11 protein-coding genes, 1 rRNA gene and 1 riboswitch (1 of these 13 cut by a window edge) are annotated in these 16,196 nt (G+C 64.0%); of the genes, 6 read left to right on the top strand and 6 right to left on the bottom strand.

The features are described 5' to 3' along the window. Nucleotides 1-34: 34 nt before the first annotated feature. Nucleotides 35-883: a chorismate mutase gene (locus XH79_RS16330; protein ID WP_212341062.1), complete on the bottom strand. Its 849-nt coding sequence runs from the start codon at nt 881-883 to the stop codon at nt 35-37. A gap of 192 nt (nt 884-1,075) precedes the next feature. Continuing rightward, nucleotides 1,076-1,155: riboswitch (SAM riboswitch) on the top strand. A 90-nt stretch (nt 1,156-1,245) separates the two neighbouring features. Here XH79_RS16330 and metX point away from each other — a divergent pair. After that, nucleotides 1,246-2,448 carry a homoserine O-acetyltransferase MetX gene (gene metX, locus XH79_RS16335; RefSeq protein ID WP_271582279.1) on the top strand — a complete coding sequence of 401 codons (1,203 nt, stop codon included), beginning with the start codon at nt 1,246-1,248 and terminating at the stop codon, nt 2,446-2,448. 1 nt (nt 2,449) lies between these two features. Then, on the top strand, nt 2,450-3,112 hold the full coding sequence (metW, locus tag XH79_RS16340; protein ID WP_271582280.1) for a methionine biosynthesis protein MetW: 663 nt from the start codon (nt 2,450-2,452) through the stop codon (nt 3,110-3,112). Nucleotides 3,113-3,234: 122 nt separating this feature from the next. Here the strand turns inward: metW and XH79_RS16345 are convergent, their stop codons facing one another. Next, the gene (locus XH79_RS16345) at nt 3,235-4,098 is read right to left on the bottom strand and encodes an alpha/beta fold hydrolase (RefSeq protein WP_271582281.1); all 864 of its coding nucleotides are present in this window, start codon (nt 4,096-4,098) and stop codon (nt 3,235-3,237) included. Between the two features lie 215 nt (nt 4,099-4,313). Here XH79_RS16345 and XH79_RS16350 point away from each other — a divergent pair, with 215 nt between their 5' ends. After that, on the top strand, nt 4,314-4,973 hold the full coding sequence (locus XH79_RS16350; protein ID WP_271582282.1) for a TIGR02594 family protein: 660 nt from the start codon (nt 4,314-4,316) through the stop codon (nt 4,971-4,973). Between the two features lie 251 nt (nt 4,974-5,224). After that, on the top strand, nt 5,225-5,857 hold the full coding sequence (locus tag XH79_RS16355; RefSeq protein WP_271582283.1) for a hypothetical protein: 633 nt from the start codon (nt 5,225-5,227) through the stop codon (nt 5,855-5,857). A gap of 10 nt (nt 5,858-5,867) precedes the next feature. Here XH79_RS16355 and XH79_RS16360 read toward each other — a convergent pair whose 3' ends face one another. Beyond that, nucleotides 5,868-6,656: an MOSC domain-containing protein gene (locus XH79_RS16360; protein WP_271582284.1), complete on the bottom strand. Its 789-nt coding sequence runs from the start codon at nt 6,654-6,656 to the stop codon at nt 5,868-5,870. 241 nt (nt 6,657-6,897) lie between these two features. Here XH79_RS16360 and clpB point away from each other — a divergent pair, with 241 nt between their 5' ends. Then, nucleotides 6,898-9,537, top strand: a complete 2,640-nt coding sequence (clpB, locus tag XH79_RS16365) for an ATP-dependent chaperone ClpB (protein WP_271582285.1) — start codon at nt 6,898-6,900, stop codon at nt 9,535-9,537. 82 nt (nt 9,538-9,619) lie between these two features. On the opposite strand, the gene XH79_RS16370 is transcribed toward clpB, so the two are convergent. The 3 genes from XH79_RS16370 to XH79_RS16380 form a co-directional block, all read right to left on the bottom strand. Further along, the gene (locus XH79_RS16370; RefSeq protein WP_271582286.1) at nt 9,620-9,886 is read right to left on the bottom strand and encodes a hypothetical protein; all 267 of its coding nucleotides are present in this window, start codon (nt 9,884-9,886) and stop codon (nt 9,620-9,622) included. A 92-nt stretch (nt 9,887-9,978) separates the two neighbouring features. Beyond that, on the bottom strand, nt 9,979-11,601 hold the full coding sequence (locus tag XH79_RS16375; RefSeq protein ID WP_271582287.1) for an SMP-30/gluconolactonase/LRE family protein: 1,623 nt from the start codon (nt 11,599-11,601) through the stop codon (nt 9,979-9,981). Between the two features lie 156 nt (nt 11,602-11,757). After that, entirely contained in the window at nt 11,758-13,821 is a 2,064-nt protein-coding gene (locus XH79_RS16380) for a M23 family metallopeptidase (RefSeq protein WP_271582288.1), read from the bottom strand. 1,032 nt (nt 13,822-14,853) lie between these two features. Here XH79_RS16380 and XH79_RS16385 point away from each other — a divergent pair. Next, a 16S ribosomal RNA gene (locus tag XH79_RS16385) occupies nt 14,854-16,196 on the top strand (it continues 146 nt past the right edge of the window).

The raw sequence follows: 16,196 nt of genomic DNA on the forward strand, positions 1-16,196 counted from the left end.
TTCAACTCCGGATAGGCTTTAGGCGGTACGCGATTTACGATTTCGACCCGGTCGGGGCCACCGTATAGCGCGTTGCGTGGCTGCCGACGAGGGCCGTGGAGCGCACCGAGGCCCCCGCTTCGATCAGGGCAGCCCTGATCTTGTCGATGCTGGTGTCGCTCGTGACCGAGACCAGCAGCGCCGCGCCGTCGAAGGCGGTATCGGGCACCGCCACGATGTCGGCAAGCGGCGACAGCGCCCGCGCGACCTCGGCGTTCCACCCGGAGACCCGCACGCTGAAGGTCTCGACCTCCGTCACCACGGCGCTGTCGGCGACGCGTGAGATCGCGAACACGGGCAGTGACGCCGGATGGTCGGCGCGCTCGACGAAGGGCATGCGCGCGATGATCTTCGGCGCGCCTTGTGCTTCCAATTCCAGCCACCACGGCGTGCGGCTGGACGTTGCCGAGACCAGCGCCAGGTCGCCCTTGGATTTCGCCACCGCCTCGACCGCGGCCTGCGCGCTGAAATGCGCGACGTAGGGCACCGTGAAGCCGAAATGGAAGCGCACGGAATCGCGCATCGCGGGCTCGCTCACCGAGATGTCGGCATGCACGGAGAACGGCGCCTGCACATAGGTGAAGGTCGAGATGATGACGCGCCAGATGCTCTCGACGGTGTCGAGCGGCAGGATGCCGCGATGACGCTGCACGATCTCGCGCATCATGGAGGCCTCGCGCGCGGGGCGGAACGCCGAGCCGACCTCCTGGGTCTGCTTCACCTGGATCAGGCGGTCGATGATGTCGCCGCGCTGCATCAGCAGGCGATGCATGCCCTCGTCGATCGCATCGATTTCCTTGCGCAATTCCTGCAATGATGGTGGCGCGGGCGGACGTTGGGACATATCTGACAGGACTGTTGAGAGGCGTTCCAATGCGGGCCAGCCGAGCCGGTCCGCTGCGATCGATGTCTTGATTAGGCAGTCAGGGCCGCGAAAGCAAAGAGAAATGACGGCCCTTTCGGCTGACGCGCCAGGGGACGAATTTGGCTCATCCGGGCCGCGACTTGACGAAAACCGTCCAAGCCGGTAGGTTTTTGCCTGTTCCGTGGTCATTTGAGCCGGCCGGCTTGCAGCCACGTTAAAAAACTCGCTAAACAGGCCGGGGACGCTTCCGATCCCGGCCGAACCTATCGTTCAGGCCGGGTTTTTCATGGCCTGATGTCAATGCGGTCTGAAGTCCGATCGCAAACGAGGTCGATGGTCAGATGGTTGGCGTCAAGTCGATTCCGAGCCCCGCGATCAGTGCCGACGATCGGTCGCACGAAGTGGATCATCCGAGCTCGCTCATCGCGCATTTCGGCACCGAGCAGCCGTTGCCGCTCGATTGCGGCGTCGATCTCGCCCCGTTCCAGATCGCCTACCAGACCTATGGTGAGCTCAACGCCGATCGCTCCAACGCGATCCTGATCTGTCATGCGCTGACCGGCGACCAGCACGTCGCCAATGTGCATCCCGTCACCGGCAAGCCCGGCTGGTGGGAGACCCTGGTCGGCCCGGGCCGGCCGCTCGATCCCGACAGGTACTTCATCATCTGCTCCAACGTGATCGGCGGCTGCATGGGCTCGACCGGGCCCGCCTCGATCAATCCCGCCACCGGCAAGGTGTGGGGGCTGGAATTCCCCGTCATCACCATTCCGGACATGGTGCGCGCGCAGGCGATGCTGATCGACCGGCTCGGCATCGACACGCTGTTTGCCGTGGTCGGTGGCTCGATGGGCGGCATGCAGGTGCTGCAATGGACTGCGGCCTATCCCGAGCGCGTGTTCTCCGCGCTGGCGATCGCCTGCTCGACGCGGCATTCGGCGCAGAACATCGCGTTCCACGAGCTCGGCCGCCAGGCCGTGATGGCCGATCCCGACTGGCACAACGGCGGCTATGCCGACCGCGGCATCCATCCGCATCGCGGCCTCGCGGTGGCGCGGATGGCGGCGCACATCACCTATCTCTCCGACGCCGCGCTGCACCGGAAGTTCGGCCGGCGCATGCAGGATCGCGAGCTGCCGACCTTCTCGTTCGACGCCGACTTCCAGGTCGAGTCCTATCTGCGCTACCAGGGTTCGTCCTTCGTCGAGCGCTTCGACGCCAACGCCTATCTCTATCTGACGCGCGCGATGGACTATTTCGACATCGCCGCCGACCATGACGGCGTGCTGGCGAAGGCGTTCGCCGGCATCCAGACCCGTTTCTGCGTCGTCTCCTTCACCAGCGACTGGCTGTTTCCGACCTCGGAATCGCGCGCGCTGGTGCATGCGCTGAACGCCTCGAGCGCGCGGGTGTCGTTTGCCGAGATCGAGACCGATCGCGGCCACGACGCCTTCCTGCTCGACGTGCCTGAGTTTTTCGACATCTCCCGCGCCTTCCTGCAATCGGCCGGCAAGGCGCGCGGACTGAATGGCGGGGGTAGCTAGGATGTCGGTGCAGGAAGTGCTGCCGCTGGGCGGCGTTGCGGCCGGGCAGTCCGGCCAGGCTCGCGCCGACCATCTGCTGATGGCCGAGATGGTCAAGCCGGGCTCGAAAGTGCTCGACGTCGGCTGCGGCGACGGCGACCTGCTTCAGCTGCTCGAGGCCCGCGGCATCGACGGCCGCGGCATCGAGCTGTCGCGCGAGGGCGTCAACCGCTGCGTCGCCAAGGGCCTCGCGGTGGTGCAGGGCGACGCCGACACCGACCTCGTCAACTATCCCGATGATGCCTTCGACTACGTGATCCTGTCGCAGACGCTGCAGGCGACGCGGCAGCCGAAGGTCGTGCTGGAGAATCTGCTGCGCATCGGCCGCCGCGCCATCGTGTCGTTCCCGAATTTCGGCTTCTGGAAGATGCGACTGCAGCTCCTGATCGGCGGCCACATGCCGCGCACGGAGAACCTGCCCGCGACCTGGTACGACACCGCCAATATCCACTTCTGCACCATCAAGGATTTCGTCGAGCTCTGCGACGCGATCAACGTCAAGATGGAGCGCTCGGTGGCGCTCGATCTCTATGGCCGCCCGGTCCCGCTGAACCTGCCCTGGTGGGTGTGGAACATGTTCGGCGAGCAGGGCGTGTTTCTGCTGAGCCGGGGTGAGGGGAAGTAGTTTCCCGTAGCCCGGATGGAGCGGAGCGCAATCCGGGGCAGGTCGCACCGCGCTCGAGAATCCCGGATTACGCTAGCGCTCCATCCGGGCTACGAGACGGAGCGTTTGGCGGCGCCTTCGCTCTAATGCGCCGCCAGCGACCTGGGATCACGCACCGGCCAGCGGCCGGCTTCCACCAGCGTCACGAACCGCTCCACGCTCGCGTTGAACAGCGCGGGCTCCTCGAGATTGAGCACGTGGCCCGATTTCGGAAACATCGCGAGCCCTGCGGCCGGCAGATGCTTCTTCAGGAACAGGCTGGCTCCGACGCAAGGATCGTCCTCGTCGCCGCAGATGATCAGCGCGGGCGTGGATGCCTTCCTGATCGCATCCGTCAGCGTGTAGATCGAGGGACGGCCGCCCTGGAAGCCGCGCATCGTGTTGGCCGACCCCTTCGCATCGTGCCGCGCCAGCGCGGCATAGAAATCGGCGTGGCCGCGCGGATCCTTCACCAGGAAGGGAATCCGGCTCGGCGCCTCGCGCGTGACCTTGGCGACCTCGGCTGAGCCCAGCGTCTCGAACTGCTCGGCATTGGCGCGGCACTGCTTGCGCCAGGCGTCGAGATTTTCGAGCTCCGAACCGGAGCCGACGCCGGCCAGCGTCATCGACAGCGCGCGATGCGGCGCGTTCAGGCCGATCTGCAGCGAGGAGTAGGCGCCCATCGAGAGGCCTACGAGATGCGCGCGCTCGATCTTGAGATGGTCGAGCACGGCGAGCGCATCGGTGTAGAAATGCGTGTAGGTGTAGACCTCGCCATCAGGCACGTCCGACGGGGTGTAGCCGCGCGCCGAATAGGTGATGCAACGGTGGCCGCGCGAGAAGTAGCGCATCTGCGGCTCCCAATTGCTGTAGTCGGCCGCGAACTCGTGCAGAAAAATAATCGGCGTTCCCTGGCCCACCTCTTCGAAATAGATGCGGACGTCATCCCATGTCGTGGCGTGGGGCATTAACTGTTTCCCTCTCTTCAAGCCGCCTTTTCAGGATCGCAGTTAATGCTGTTGTCTGCAATGCGGCAGCTTCAAACCAGCACCGGCGCAAAATCATCGCAGCTATTCGCCGACGTTGCGTCTTTTTCTCGCCACATCCGGAAGCTTTACGCCCCGGCGGATGTCGGCCACCGCACGGGCCGGCGGGAAAGAGGGGTGTCAACGAAGGATGAAGAATGTTTGAGTTGTTTGCGTTCCGCCTGTCGCGTTGTGTTGTCGCGCTGGCGGTCTTCTTCGCGGCGGTCGCCGCATTCGTTTCTCCGGCCTCGGCACGGCCGCATCATCGTCATAGCGCAGAGCGGCACACTCACGTGCACCACGCCAGACATCATCACTCCCGCCATCATGCACGCAGCTCGCGCTTCGAGCGCAGCGCGGCGCAGTTGCAGGCGGGCGGCTTCGCCGACACCCAGGCCAGCTATGATCCGAACGCCAACAGCGGCGGCATGGGCAATAACGGCATGGCTGCGAGCGGCGGCTTCGGTGGCGGCTCGGGCCTCGTGTCCGAGGCACGCCGTTATCTCGGTGGCAATCCGACCGGGCGCGGCAGCCTGTGGTGCGCGCGCTTCATGAACATGGTGCTGGAGCACAGCGGCCATCGTGGCACCGGCTCCGACATGGCCAGCTCGTTCGCGCATTACGGCACGCGCGTCTCTGGCCCGCAGGTCGGCGCCATCGCAGTGATGTCGCGCGGTCGCCGCGGCGGTCATGTCGGCATCATCACCGGCATCGACGCGCAGGGCAATCCGATCATGATCTCCGGCAACAACGGCAACCGCGTCCGCGAAGCGCCGGTCTCGCGCGGCCGGATCTATGCGTATGTGATGCCGAACTGAGGCGAGGTGCGTAGGGTGGGTTAGCTAGCGGTTGCGCGAAGCGCGGTCCGCTGGCGTAACCCACCTCTTCTCTTTCTGCGGAGATAGACAGTGGTGGGTTACGCCTTCGGCTAACCCACCCTACGAAGTTCACTGGTTGACAGCCTCGTGCTCACATGTGCGAGGCTGTCAGCTGCGCCACGAACCTTTTGCCGCTGCGGTGCGACGAAGCTAGCACTGGCCGAACCTTCGGCCCGGAGCGGCAGAGGATCATGGCATTCGCGAAGGTGACGGCGGCGGAGTTCTACGCACTGCTGGAGGGACGCGGTTCGGCAAGGTTTCGGCGCGTGCTGGCGCGTTACGAGTTTTTCGCGCCGGGAGGCGACTGCGCCGTGCATCACGGCTCGCTGTCCGTGCCAGGTGCGCTGCCGGCCTCGGCGGTCAACATGCTCGTGCTCGGCGATCTCTCGGCGGACGGCCTCCTCGATCTCGGAGAGGATGGTGCGGAGTGCGGCTGTTTCATCGTGCTGGGCAACGTTGCCTGCAGCGCATTTGCAAATGCTTACGGCAAGTGCGTCATGATCGACGGCAACCTCGAGGCCGACGAGATCATCGTCAATTCGTTCGAAGATTCGGCCCTCATGGTGACGGGACATCTCCGGACCTATTTTTATCACGGCATCGACATCTGGGCCGAGGTCGGGGGCCGCGCGGAGATGGAATATGGCGACGGCTATTGCCTGCCGATCGGATACACCGCGGCTGCGGCCGAGGCGATCGAGCCACGGCATGACCGCGATGCGTCGTTGCACAGGCTGAGCTTTGGAAACGGCGAGTCCGTCGATCCGCAGGACTTCCTCGATCGGCTGAAAAACGGCCAGCCGATTTTTCGGCCGCTTATGTAGCAGGCGCCGCTCACATCAGCTTGGGCTGCTCCACCGCAACCGCATCGCCCACCCCGATCTCACCATCGGCAATGACCTCGGCATAGATGCCGCAGTCCATATGGCCGAGATGGCGGGAGAGCGTCGGCGGGATCTCGAGATCGCGCTTTGCCGTCACCGGGTCCACATTGGTCGCCGGACAGCGCACGATGCGCTTGACCACCTTGAGCCGGGCCTCGCCGATCGCGAGCGTCTGGCCGACGAGGTCGAACTCGGACCAGGCCGGCCAGCCTTTCACGTAAAGATTGCCGCGGAAGCGCAGCGGGTGGACGGCAGTGCCGCCGAGCATGGCCTCGATGGCGCGGACGCTGTCGAGATTGATGATCGACACCACCTTGCGGGCGACGTCGGAAAAGCTGTGATCGCGGCCCGAGAGCACCTTCGGCGGCCCCTTCAGCTCCGGCTGGAAGTTCTCGGTGAAATAGCTCTCGATGGCGGCGCGCCCGGCGGCGGTCTCGAGATCGCCGCTGGCGACGATCTGGCCGTCCTTGCGGATGGTCAGGCGGTTGGTCGCGTCCTCGAAGCGACTGTCGAGCGAGGCCAGCCGCTCATTGCGCGCCAGCATCAGGAACAGGATTTTCGGCTTCCATTCGGGCGCCTCGGGATCGAACCCGCTCGGGCCGTTCTCGATGGCGTAGCGGCGGTCGGCAGGCAGGGTCTCCCCTCGCCGCAAGGGGGCGCGGGAGAGGGGCTCCGGTGTCAGGCCCTTGATCGGGTAGCGGAAGAGGCCGGTGATCTCGGCGGTCTGGCTGGCTGTCATGTCGCTACTTAGGGGATTCGACGCAACTCCGCCAAGCCGGCGGATCAGCGCACGAAATTGTGAAGTCGCCTCTTTCGCATCCGCAACCCGCTTCCCACATCTGCCTCAGGCCGGCGGCCACGCCGGTCCACGACGACCGTTACCGGTTGAGAAACGTCAATGCGGTAATTGGAAACCCAATGAAGATGCCGTTTGGGGTGCCTTAGAGGGCCCCAGGGGCAGGCCGAGGGAAAGAAAAGACATGAATATCGACAAATATACCGAACGCTCCAGGGGCTTCATCCAGTCCGCGCAGTCGCTCGCGGTGCGCGAGGGGCACCAGCAGTTTTCCACCCTGCACGTGCTGAAGGTCCTCCTGGACGACAATGAGGGGCTCGCGGCCGGTTTGATCGACCGCGCTGGCGGCAATTCCCGTGCGATCCTGAAGGCGACCGAGGAGGCCCTGAACAAGGTGCCGAAGGTCTCCGGCGGCGGTGCGGGCCAGATCTATCTGGCGCCCGAGCTTGCCCGCACCTTCGATGCCGCCGAAAAGGCCGGCGAGAAGGCTGGCGACAGCTTTGTCACCGTCGAGCGGCTGCTGCTTGGCCTTACGCTGGAGAAGACCAGCGAGGCCGGCGCGATCCTGAGCAAGGGCGGTGTCACTCCGCAAAACCTCAATGCGGCAATCGAGGCGCTGCGCAAGGGCCGCACCGCGGACTCGGCGACCGCCGAGAACGCCTATGACGCGCTGAAGAAATATGCCCGCGACCTGACCCAGGCTGCGCGCGACGGCAAGCTCGACCCGGTCATCGGCCGCGACGAGGAGATCCGCCGCACCATCCAGGTGCTGTCGCGCCGGACCAAGAACAATCCCGTCCTGATCGGCGAGCCCGGCGTCGGCAAGACCGCCATCGCGGAAGGGCTCGCGCTGCGCATCGTCAACGGCGATGTGCCGGAGAGCCTCAAGGACAAGAAGCTGCTGTCGCTCGACCTCGGCGCTCTGATTGCCGGAGCGAAATACCGCGGCGAGTTCGAGGAGCGGCTGAAGGCCGTGCTCCAGGAGGTGACCGGCAGCGAAGGCACCTTCATCCTGTTCATCGACGAGATGCACACGCTGATCGGTGCCGGCAAGGGCGACGGCGCGATGGACGCCTCCAACCTGCTCAAGCCCGCGCTCGCCCGCGGCGAGCTGCACTGCATCGGCGCGACCACGCTCGACGAGTACCAGAAGCACGTCGAGAAGGATGCGGCGCTGGCGCGGCGCTTCCAGCCGATCTTCGTCAGCGAGCCCTCGGTCGAGGACACCATCTCGATCCTGCGCGGCCTGAAGGACAAGTATGAGCAGCACCACGGCGTGCGGATCACCGATTCCGCGCTGGTCGCCGCCACGACGCTGTCCAACCGCTACATCACCGACCGCTTCCTGCCCGACAAGGCGATCGACCTCATGGACGAGGCCGCGGCGCGGCTGAAGATGCAGGTCGATTCCAAGCCGGAAGAGCTGGATTCGCTCGACCGTGAGATCATCCGGCTCAAGATCGAGCAGGAGGCGCTGAAGAAGGAAAGCGATCTCGGCTCGAAATCTCGTCTCGAGGCACTCCAGAAGGAGCTCGCCGAGCTCGAAGAGAAGTCTGCGGCGCTGACGGCGCGCTGGAGCGCGGAGAAGAACAAGCTCTCCAACGCCCAGAAGCTGAAGTCGGAGCTCGACGCCCTGCGCGTCGATCTGGCCGCTGCGCAGCGGCGCGGCGAATTCCAGAAGGCGGGCGAGCTGGCCTATGGCCGGATTCCCCAGCTCGAGAAGCAGCTTGCCGACATCGAGGCGCGTGAAGGCTCCGGTGAGGTGATGGAGGAGGCGGTGACCGCCAACCACATCGCGCAGGTGGTCTCGCGCTGGACCGGCGTGCCGGTCGACAAGATGCTGGAGGGCGAGAAGGAGAAGCTCCTGAAGATGGAGGAGCAGCTCGGCACCCGCGTCGTCGGCCAGGCCGAGGCCGTGCGTGCGGTCGCAACCGCCGTGCGCCGCTCGCGCGCGGGCCTGCAGGACCCGAACCGCCCCACCGGCTCGTTCATGTTCTTAGGGCCGACCGGCGTCGGCAAGACCGAGCTGACCAAGGCGCTCGCGGAGTACCTGTTCAACGATGAGACTGCGATGGTCCGCCTCGACATGTCCGAATACATGGAGAAGCACTCGGTCTCGCGGCTGATCGGCGCGCCTCCGGGTTATGTCGGTTATGACGAGGGCGGCGCGCTCACCGAAGCGGTGCGGCGCCGGCCCTATCAGGTCGTGCTGTTCGACGAGATCGAGAAGGCACATCCTGATGTCTTCAACGTCCTGCTGCAGGTGCTCGACGACGGCCGCCTGACCGATGGCCAGGGCCGTACCGTCGATTTCCGCAACACGCTGATCATCATGACCTCGAACCTCGGTTCGGAATTCCTGGTGAACCAGCCGGAGGGCGAAGACACAGCCGCCGTGCGCGAGCAGGTGATGGGAACGGTGCGGGCGCATTTCCGCCCCGAATTCCTCAACCGCGTCGATGAGATCATCCTGTTCCACCGCTTGCAGAAGAGCGAGATGGGCCGCATCGTCGAGATCCAGTTCGCCCGGCTGCAGAAGCTTTTGACCGATCGCAAGATCGTGCTGAGCCTCGATGCCGCCGGCCGCGACTGGCTCGCTGCCAAGGGTTGGGACCCTGCCTACGGCGCAAGGCCGCTGAAGCGGGTAATCCAGCGCTACCTGCAGGACCCGCTCGCCGAGATGATCCTCGGCGGCGACGTCAGGGACGGCGACACGGTCGCGATCTCCTCCGAAGGCAACGTGCTGACCTTCAACGGCAAGGCGCCGCAGACCGCGGAGATCGCCCAGTTCGAGGCGCCGGTGCCGAAGCGGAAGCTGAACTGAGCGCCATTCGTTGCCTGAAACGACAAACCGCCTCGGAGAGATGATCTCTCCGGGGCGGATTGTTTTGCGGCTCGTTGACGTCCTAGCCGATTGCGGACGCGGAGCCGGGCTCGGCCGGTCCAACCTCGTCGTCGTCCTCTTCAAGCTCGGACAGGATGTCGACGAGCTCGCGCACCCGTCCCTGCGCCAGCGGACGCAAATCGTTGATCATCGGCTCGTCATTGGCGAGCCAGGCCTGGGCCTCGGCGAGTTCCTCGACGGTCGCGCCGGTCCCGATGATCTCGGCAATGGTGACGTCGTCGGCCCGGTCCACGGTCTTGATGACATCGTCGCGTGAGAGGCGCGTCATGGGGCGATCCTCCTGCTGGTCGGCTTCCCATTGGTGTATAACGGGGAACCGGCGGGGCCGGTTCCAGGTCAGCAGGACTCCGCCGGCGGACGCTACTTCTTCACCGCCTTGTAGATCGCGTTCTCGATGTCGGAGGAGAAGTAGACGACGCCCGTCGCGCCGACCGCCACGCCGGTCGGAATGTGAGTCGGCAGGCCGCCGGGCGCGCCCGTCAGGCCGATCGGGAGATTGGCCGCGATCTCGGTCACTGTGCCGGTCTCCGGCGCGATCTCGATCAGCCGTTTGGCGCCGACTTCCGCCACGATCAGCTTGCCGTCGCTGCCGCGTGCGAGACCTTCGGGCATTTTCAGCTCCTTGGCGAGCACGGTCTTTTCACCATTGCTTTCGATCCTGGAGACGGTGCCGGCAAAGGCTTCGGTGACGTAGACCTCGCCACGCGTTCCGCCGACGAGTCCGACCGGGCCCTCGAGGTCGCCAATCAGCGTGGTGCGATCCTTGCCATGCTCGCCGCTGACGCGGACCAGCGACTTGGTGCCGAGCTCGGCCACCAGGATGCTGCCGTCCGCGAGCACGATGGCGTCGTGCGGCGCCTTGAAGCCGTGCAGCATGTCGCGCGTTGCGCCGGTCTTGCCGTCGATCACCTGCACCGTGCCGGTGAACCAGCTCGACAGGACCACGTCGTTGCCCTTCGCCGTCGCGCTCATCGGATATTCGAGCGTGACGTCGGCGGCATGCATGCGCGCCTTCTCGGTGACCTCGCCGGTCACCCCGTCCACCGTGCGATAGGCGAACACGTCGGCGACGTGGATCGTGTCCCTGCCATTCTCCGAGGTGACGCCGATGCCGCCGGGCAGGGCGAGCTTGCCGATGATGATCTGCCTGGCCTGGCCGGTCGCCGGATCGACCTCCTGGATGCCGTTGTCGGCCATGTTGGAGACGTAGATGCGGTCCTTGTCGTCGATGGCAAGGTTGTCCAGCGACGGCTTCAGCTGCGCGACCACGGTCTTGGCGCCTGATTTGGGATCGACCCGCACGAGCTGGCCGAGCGCGGTATCGACCACAAAGACATTGCCCTTGGAATCGAAGTTCACGGCGGCCGGCACCTTGAAGCCGTCGGCGACGACGGTCAGCTCGGCCTTGTCGACGTCGACCTTGGCGACCTGTCCCTTGAACCAGAGCGGACCATAGAGCTTGTCGTCCGGGCCGAACTCGAAGCCGTTGAGGCCGCCCATCTTCTCCATGATCTGGCGGGGCGGTTTGACGCCTTCGACGTCGATCTCGTAGAGCGTGTCGCCGAGGAAAACGGTCGTGGCGTAGAGCCTGCCGTCCTTGCGGAAGGCGAGCGAGTTGATGCCTGGGAGCCCGGAGGCGAGCTTCTTGATCGGTCCGTCGCCTTTGCGCGAATAGAGATCGCCGGCCAGGAAACCGGTCCAGGCCATGGTGCCGTCGGGCGCGAACGCGATGTCGTCGGCCATTCCGACCGGTGAGGGGATTGCAACCTTGGCGGTACCGCTGGCGATGTCGACCTCGTAGAGCATCGCGCCCGCGACGCTGCCGGCAAACAAATGGCCGGCCTTGTCGATCCCGAGCCCGTGCACGCCATGGAACGCCGAGCCCGGAACGAGCCTGGTCACCTCCCAGTTTTCCGCGGCGGATGCGCTCGTGACGGAGAAAACGGCGGCAATCAGGGCTGCGCAGGCGAGCCTGTTCTTCATGGCGAGACCTCCCATTTTTTGGAAAGTATTCGCCCGTCCTGCGGCTTTGGCAAACGAAACTTGAAATTGTAAGCGCCGTGAAGCGGCCCGCCTCGCAACGTTTTTCAGTTCGATCGTGCTTGAAGGATGTTTGGTCGCCGTCGGCCGGTGGCCGACTTAGCGGTTGGTGACCTGCAACGGCCCGCCGGTTGCGTCCGACATGCGGGCGATGGCAGCACCCCGGCCGCTCATCATGGCGTCGAGGCGGTCGCGCTCTTTCTCGAAGCCGGCGAGCATCGGGCCTTCCAGTGAACGGCCACGCGGCAGTTTCACGCGCATCGGGTCGACGAAACGGCCGTTGACCAGGATTTCGTAATGGACGTGCGGGCCGGTCGACATGCCGCTCGAGCCGACGAAGCCGATCACCTGGCCCTGCCGCACCTTCTTGCCGAGCTCCATGCCCTTGGCGAACGCCGACATGTGGCCGTAGGCGGTCTCGTAGCCGTTGGCGTGCTTGATGCGGATGTACTTGCCGTAGCCGCCTTCGGGGCCGGCCTTTTCGATCACGCCGTTGCCGGAGGCGAAGATCGGCGTGCCGTAGGCGGTGGCCCAGTCGACGCCGGTGTGCATCTTCACGAAACCGAGGATGGGGTGGCGGCGGCCGCCGAAGCCGGAGCGCATGATGGCGTTGTTGACGGGTTTCCTGACCAGGAACTTCTTCGCGCTCTTGCCGGTCTCGTCGTAGTAGTCGACGACGCCGTCGTCGGGGCTCTGGTAACGGTAGTATTTCTTGGTCTCGCCGCCGACGGTGAGCGAGGCGAACAGCACGTCGTTCTTTTCGCTCGACGTCACGCCCTCTTCTTCGCCGGCGTAGAAGACGTCGAAGGAATCGCCCGGCTGCACCTTGCGCTGGAAATCGACGTCGTAGGAATAGATCTTGATCATGTCCTCGATGACCGGCATCGGCACCTTGTTGCGCATCGCGGTCTCGTAGATGCTCTGGTAGAGCCGGACGCCAGTGCCGTCATCGTCGTCATCGTCGTCGCTGTTGGCGTTGGCCGCAGCGTCCGCGACGGTGTTCATGCTGGAGACGTCGACCGCGACGTATTTGCCGAGATCGGACAGCGCCGCGATCGCTTCCACCATGGTGTCGTTTGCAACCACGACGCGATAGGGCTGGAGGCGGGCGCCGGGGCTTGCGGGCGCCATCAGGATGCGGAGTTTTTCGCCTTCCTTCAGGCCGCCGTCGCGCCCCCGGGGGCCGAGGGTTGCGGTGATCGCCTTGATCTCGTCCGCGGTGGCGCCGAGATCGCGCAGCACGGAGCCGACGCTGTCGCCCTTCTTGACCAGATGGACGCGTTCGCCGTTGGGATTGCCGCCGGTAATCTGTTCCTTGGTCTTCGGCAGCAGCGTGACGTTTTCCGGCACCACGCGGGTCTCGAAGCCGGCATAGGGATCGGACGGCGACACCTCGGTGGCGTAGGCCATCTTGATGTCGGAGGGGCCGGTCGCGCCGGACACGTCGGCGGCGGCATTGGCGAGCGAAGCGTAGCGCACCCCGCCATTGCCGCGCCAGTTGGCGGCGTCGCGCACCCGCATCAGGATGTCGTCGAGCGCCACCACCGCGGAAATCTTGGCTTTCGGCAGCACCGGCGACAGGTCCTTGGTCACGAAAGAGACCTCGGCGTCGGGCTCGACGGCTTCCGGATTGTTCGGATCGTCCGATGCCGTCTTCGGATCGGAGCCGACGTCGGTGAGGAGACGCTGGGCGTTGAACGGCGGAATCTTCGCCGACAGATCGCTCGTCGTCATCGACAGATTGCCGGCGATCCGGACGAAGGGGCGCACCCGCATCACGTCGCGGTTGCCGACGCGGGCGACCGTCGAGACGCGCATGATGTTGCGCGAGGCCGTGGATTCGCTGGGCGGCGGCAGGCGGTCGCTCTTGTGCAGCGTGGCGGCGCGATCGGCTGCGCCGAACGCGCCACGCAGCGCACCCTCGACCCGTTCCGGAACCTTGGCGAAGGTCATCTCGCCGTCGAGCGACGCGAAAACGGCGCCGCCGATCAGGGCCGCGCCGCAAAGTCCGGTCAGAATTGTCCCGCTGAACCATTGTACCGAGACGCGACGGCGGTCGATGACGGCGGCCTCCGAACCATCGACGGACAGCGGCGGCTCGTGGCCGAGATCGATGATCCCGGTCTCACGCCCATAAGCGCCGCGTGACGTCCTGTGGTTCAACCCAAGTCCCCCAATCAACGACCCAAGAGCCCAATTCCACGAGCTCAATTCCAAGAGCCCAATTCCAAGAGCCCGGTTTCGAGCCCCTTCCTGACCGCCCTCTTCGAGGGGCATCGCAGGAATGGGCAAGCCGCACAGGCGTCCGCAGTCAGAAGGCCCCGATAATGGGCCGGCCGAAATTACGAACAGCTAAGCGGAAAAAGATCTCTCGATGTCTCTCGAATGTCCGAAGAAGGCTGCTTCATCGTCTGATCGCCTTCCTCCGACCTCACCAAAATCGCCGGCAGCCCCCACTGGCATCCCGCGATTCAAGCTTGTCTCTTATCAGAACGCCGCGGGATTGTGGCTCAAGTACGGCGCCTAATATGGAAAAAGTTTCCTGAACGGGCGGGCGCCGGGGACCGCCCGGGAAGGGCGCTCAGGACCGCTTCCGGAGCCCCTCCGGAGCCCGCCAGGGGCCAAACTTTTTTTCAGATTTTTTGCCGGGCCGGCTCGTTTGGCGCGTCCGGCGCCCCTCTAACCGACTGGAATCGTGGGAATTTTTTCGCTGATCCACTGTGCGACGATTTGTTGACGATTGGCGTTGACAGCCCGGAAGGTGGGGCCTATAACCCCAACCACTGAGCGCGGCGCCGCCGGGTCACTGACCAAGGCGAGCGAACGCGCCACTGATGCTCCTCACCTTGTTGAGTGAACACAACAGCCGACACCAGTCGGTTGGAGTTCATCCATCGTCGGTAAGGGTGTCGGAACCCTTCCTCTCAGGAAGGTTGGGACCTCTCCGGTTCCGGGCTGTTTGACAAGTGAAGATGAAGAAAGAGAAACGTGGACGGCGGAGTCCTTGCGGGTCTCGCTTCTGAAAAGCTTCGGCTTTTCTGATCGAGACCGGACGAAAGACTTCGGCGGTACACGTTTTAAAGGAAACACCATCGTTGCCAGCGATGTGAATCGCAGGCAGCTCGTCGACTTCGGTCGATGAAAAATGGTGGGACCTCGTCAAACGTTGTGATCAGCCGGTTCAAAGTTCAAGTCCAACTTGAGAGTTTGATCCTGGCTCAGAGCGAACGCTGGCGGCAGGCTTAACACATGCAAGTCGAGCGGGCGTAGCAATACGTCAGCGGCAGACGGGTGAGTAACGCGTGGGAACGTACCTTTTGGTTCGGAACAACACAGGGAAACTTGTGCTAATACCGGATAAGCCCTTACGGGGAAAGATTTATCGCCGAAAGATCGGCCCGCGTCTGATTAGCTAGTTGGTGAGGTAATGGCTCACCAAGGCGACGATCAGTAGCTGGTCTGAGAGGATGATCAGCCACATTGGGACTGAGACACGGCCCAAACTCCTACGGGAGGCAGCAGTGGGGAATATTGGACAATGGGGGCAACCCTGATCCAGCCATGCCGCGTGAGTGATGAAGGCCCTAGGGTTGTAAAGCTCTTTTGTGCGGGAAGATAATGACGGTACCGCAAGAATAAGCCCCGGCTAACTTCGTGCCAGCAGCCGCGGTAATACGAAGGGGGCTAGCGTTGCTCGGAATCACTGGGCGTAAAGGGTGCGTAGGCGGGTCTTTAAGTCAGGGGTGAAATCCTGGAGCTCAACTCCAGAACTGCCTTTGATACTGAAGATCTTGAGTTCGGGAGAGGTGAGTGGAACTGCGAGTGTAGAGGTGAAATTCGTAGATATTCGCAAGAACACCAGTGGCGAAGGCGGCTCACTGGCCCGATACTGACGCTGAGGCACGAAAGCGTGGGGAGCAAACAGGATTAGATACCCTGGTAGTCCACGCCGTAAACGATGAATGCCAGCCGTTAGTGGGTTTACTCACTAGTGGCGCAGCTAACGCTTTAAGCATTCCGCCTGGGGAGTACGGTCGCAAGATTAAAACTCAAAGGAATTGACGGGGGCCCGCACAAGCGGTGGAGCATGTGGTTTAATTCGACGCAACGCGCAGAACCTTACCAGCCCTTGACATGTCCAGGACCGGTCGCAGAGATGTGACCCTCTCTTCGGAGCCTGGAACACAGGTGCTGCATGGCTGTCGTCAGCTCGTGTCGTGAGATGTTGGGTTAAGTCCCGCAACGAGCGCAACCCCCGTCCTTAGTTGCTACCATTTAGTTGAGCACTCTAAGGAGACTGCCGGTGATAAGCCGCGAGGAAGGTGGGGATGACGTCAAGTCCTCATGGCCCTTACGGGCTGGGCTACACACGTGCTACAATGGCGGTGACAATGGGATGCGAAGGGGTAACCCCTAGCAAATCTCAAAAAGCCGTCTCAGTTCGGATTGGGCTCTGCAACTCGAGCCCATGAAGTTGGAATCGCTAGTAATCGTGGATCAGCACGCCACGGTGAATACGTTCCCGGGCCTTGTACACA

This window comes from Bradyrhizobium sp. CCBAU 45389 (assembly GCF_028128625.1).
GTDB lineage: Bacteria > Pseudomonadota > Alphaproteobacteria > Rhizobiales > Xanthobacteraceae > Bradyrhizobium > Bradyrhizobium liaoningense_B.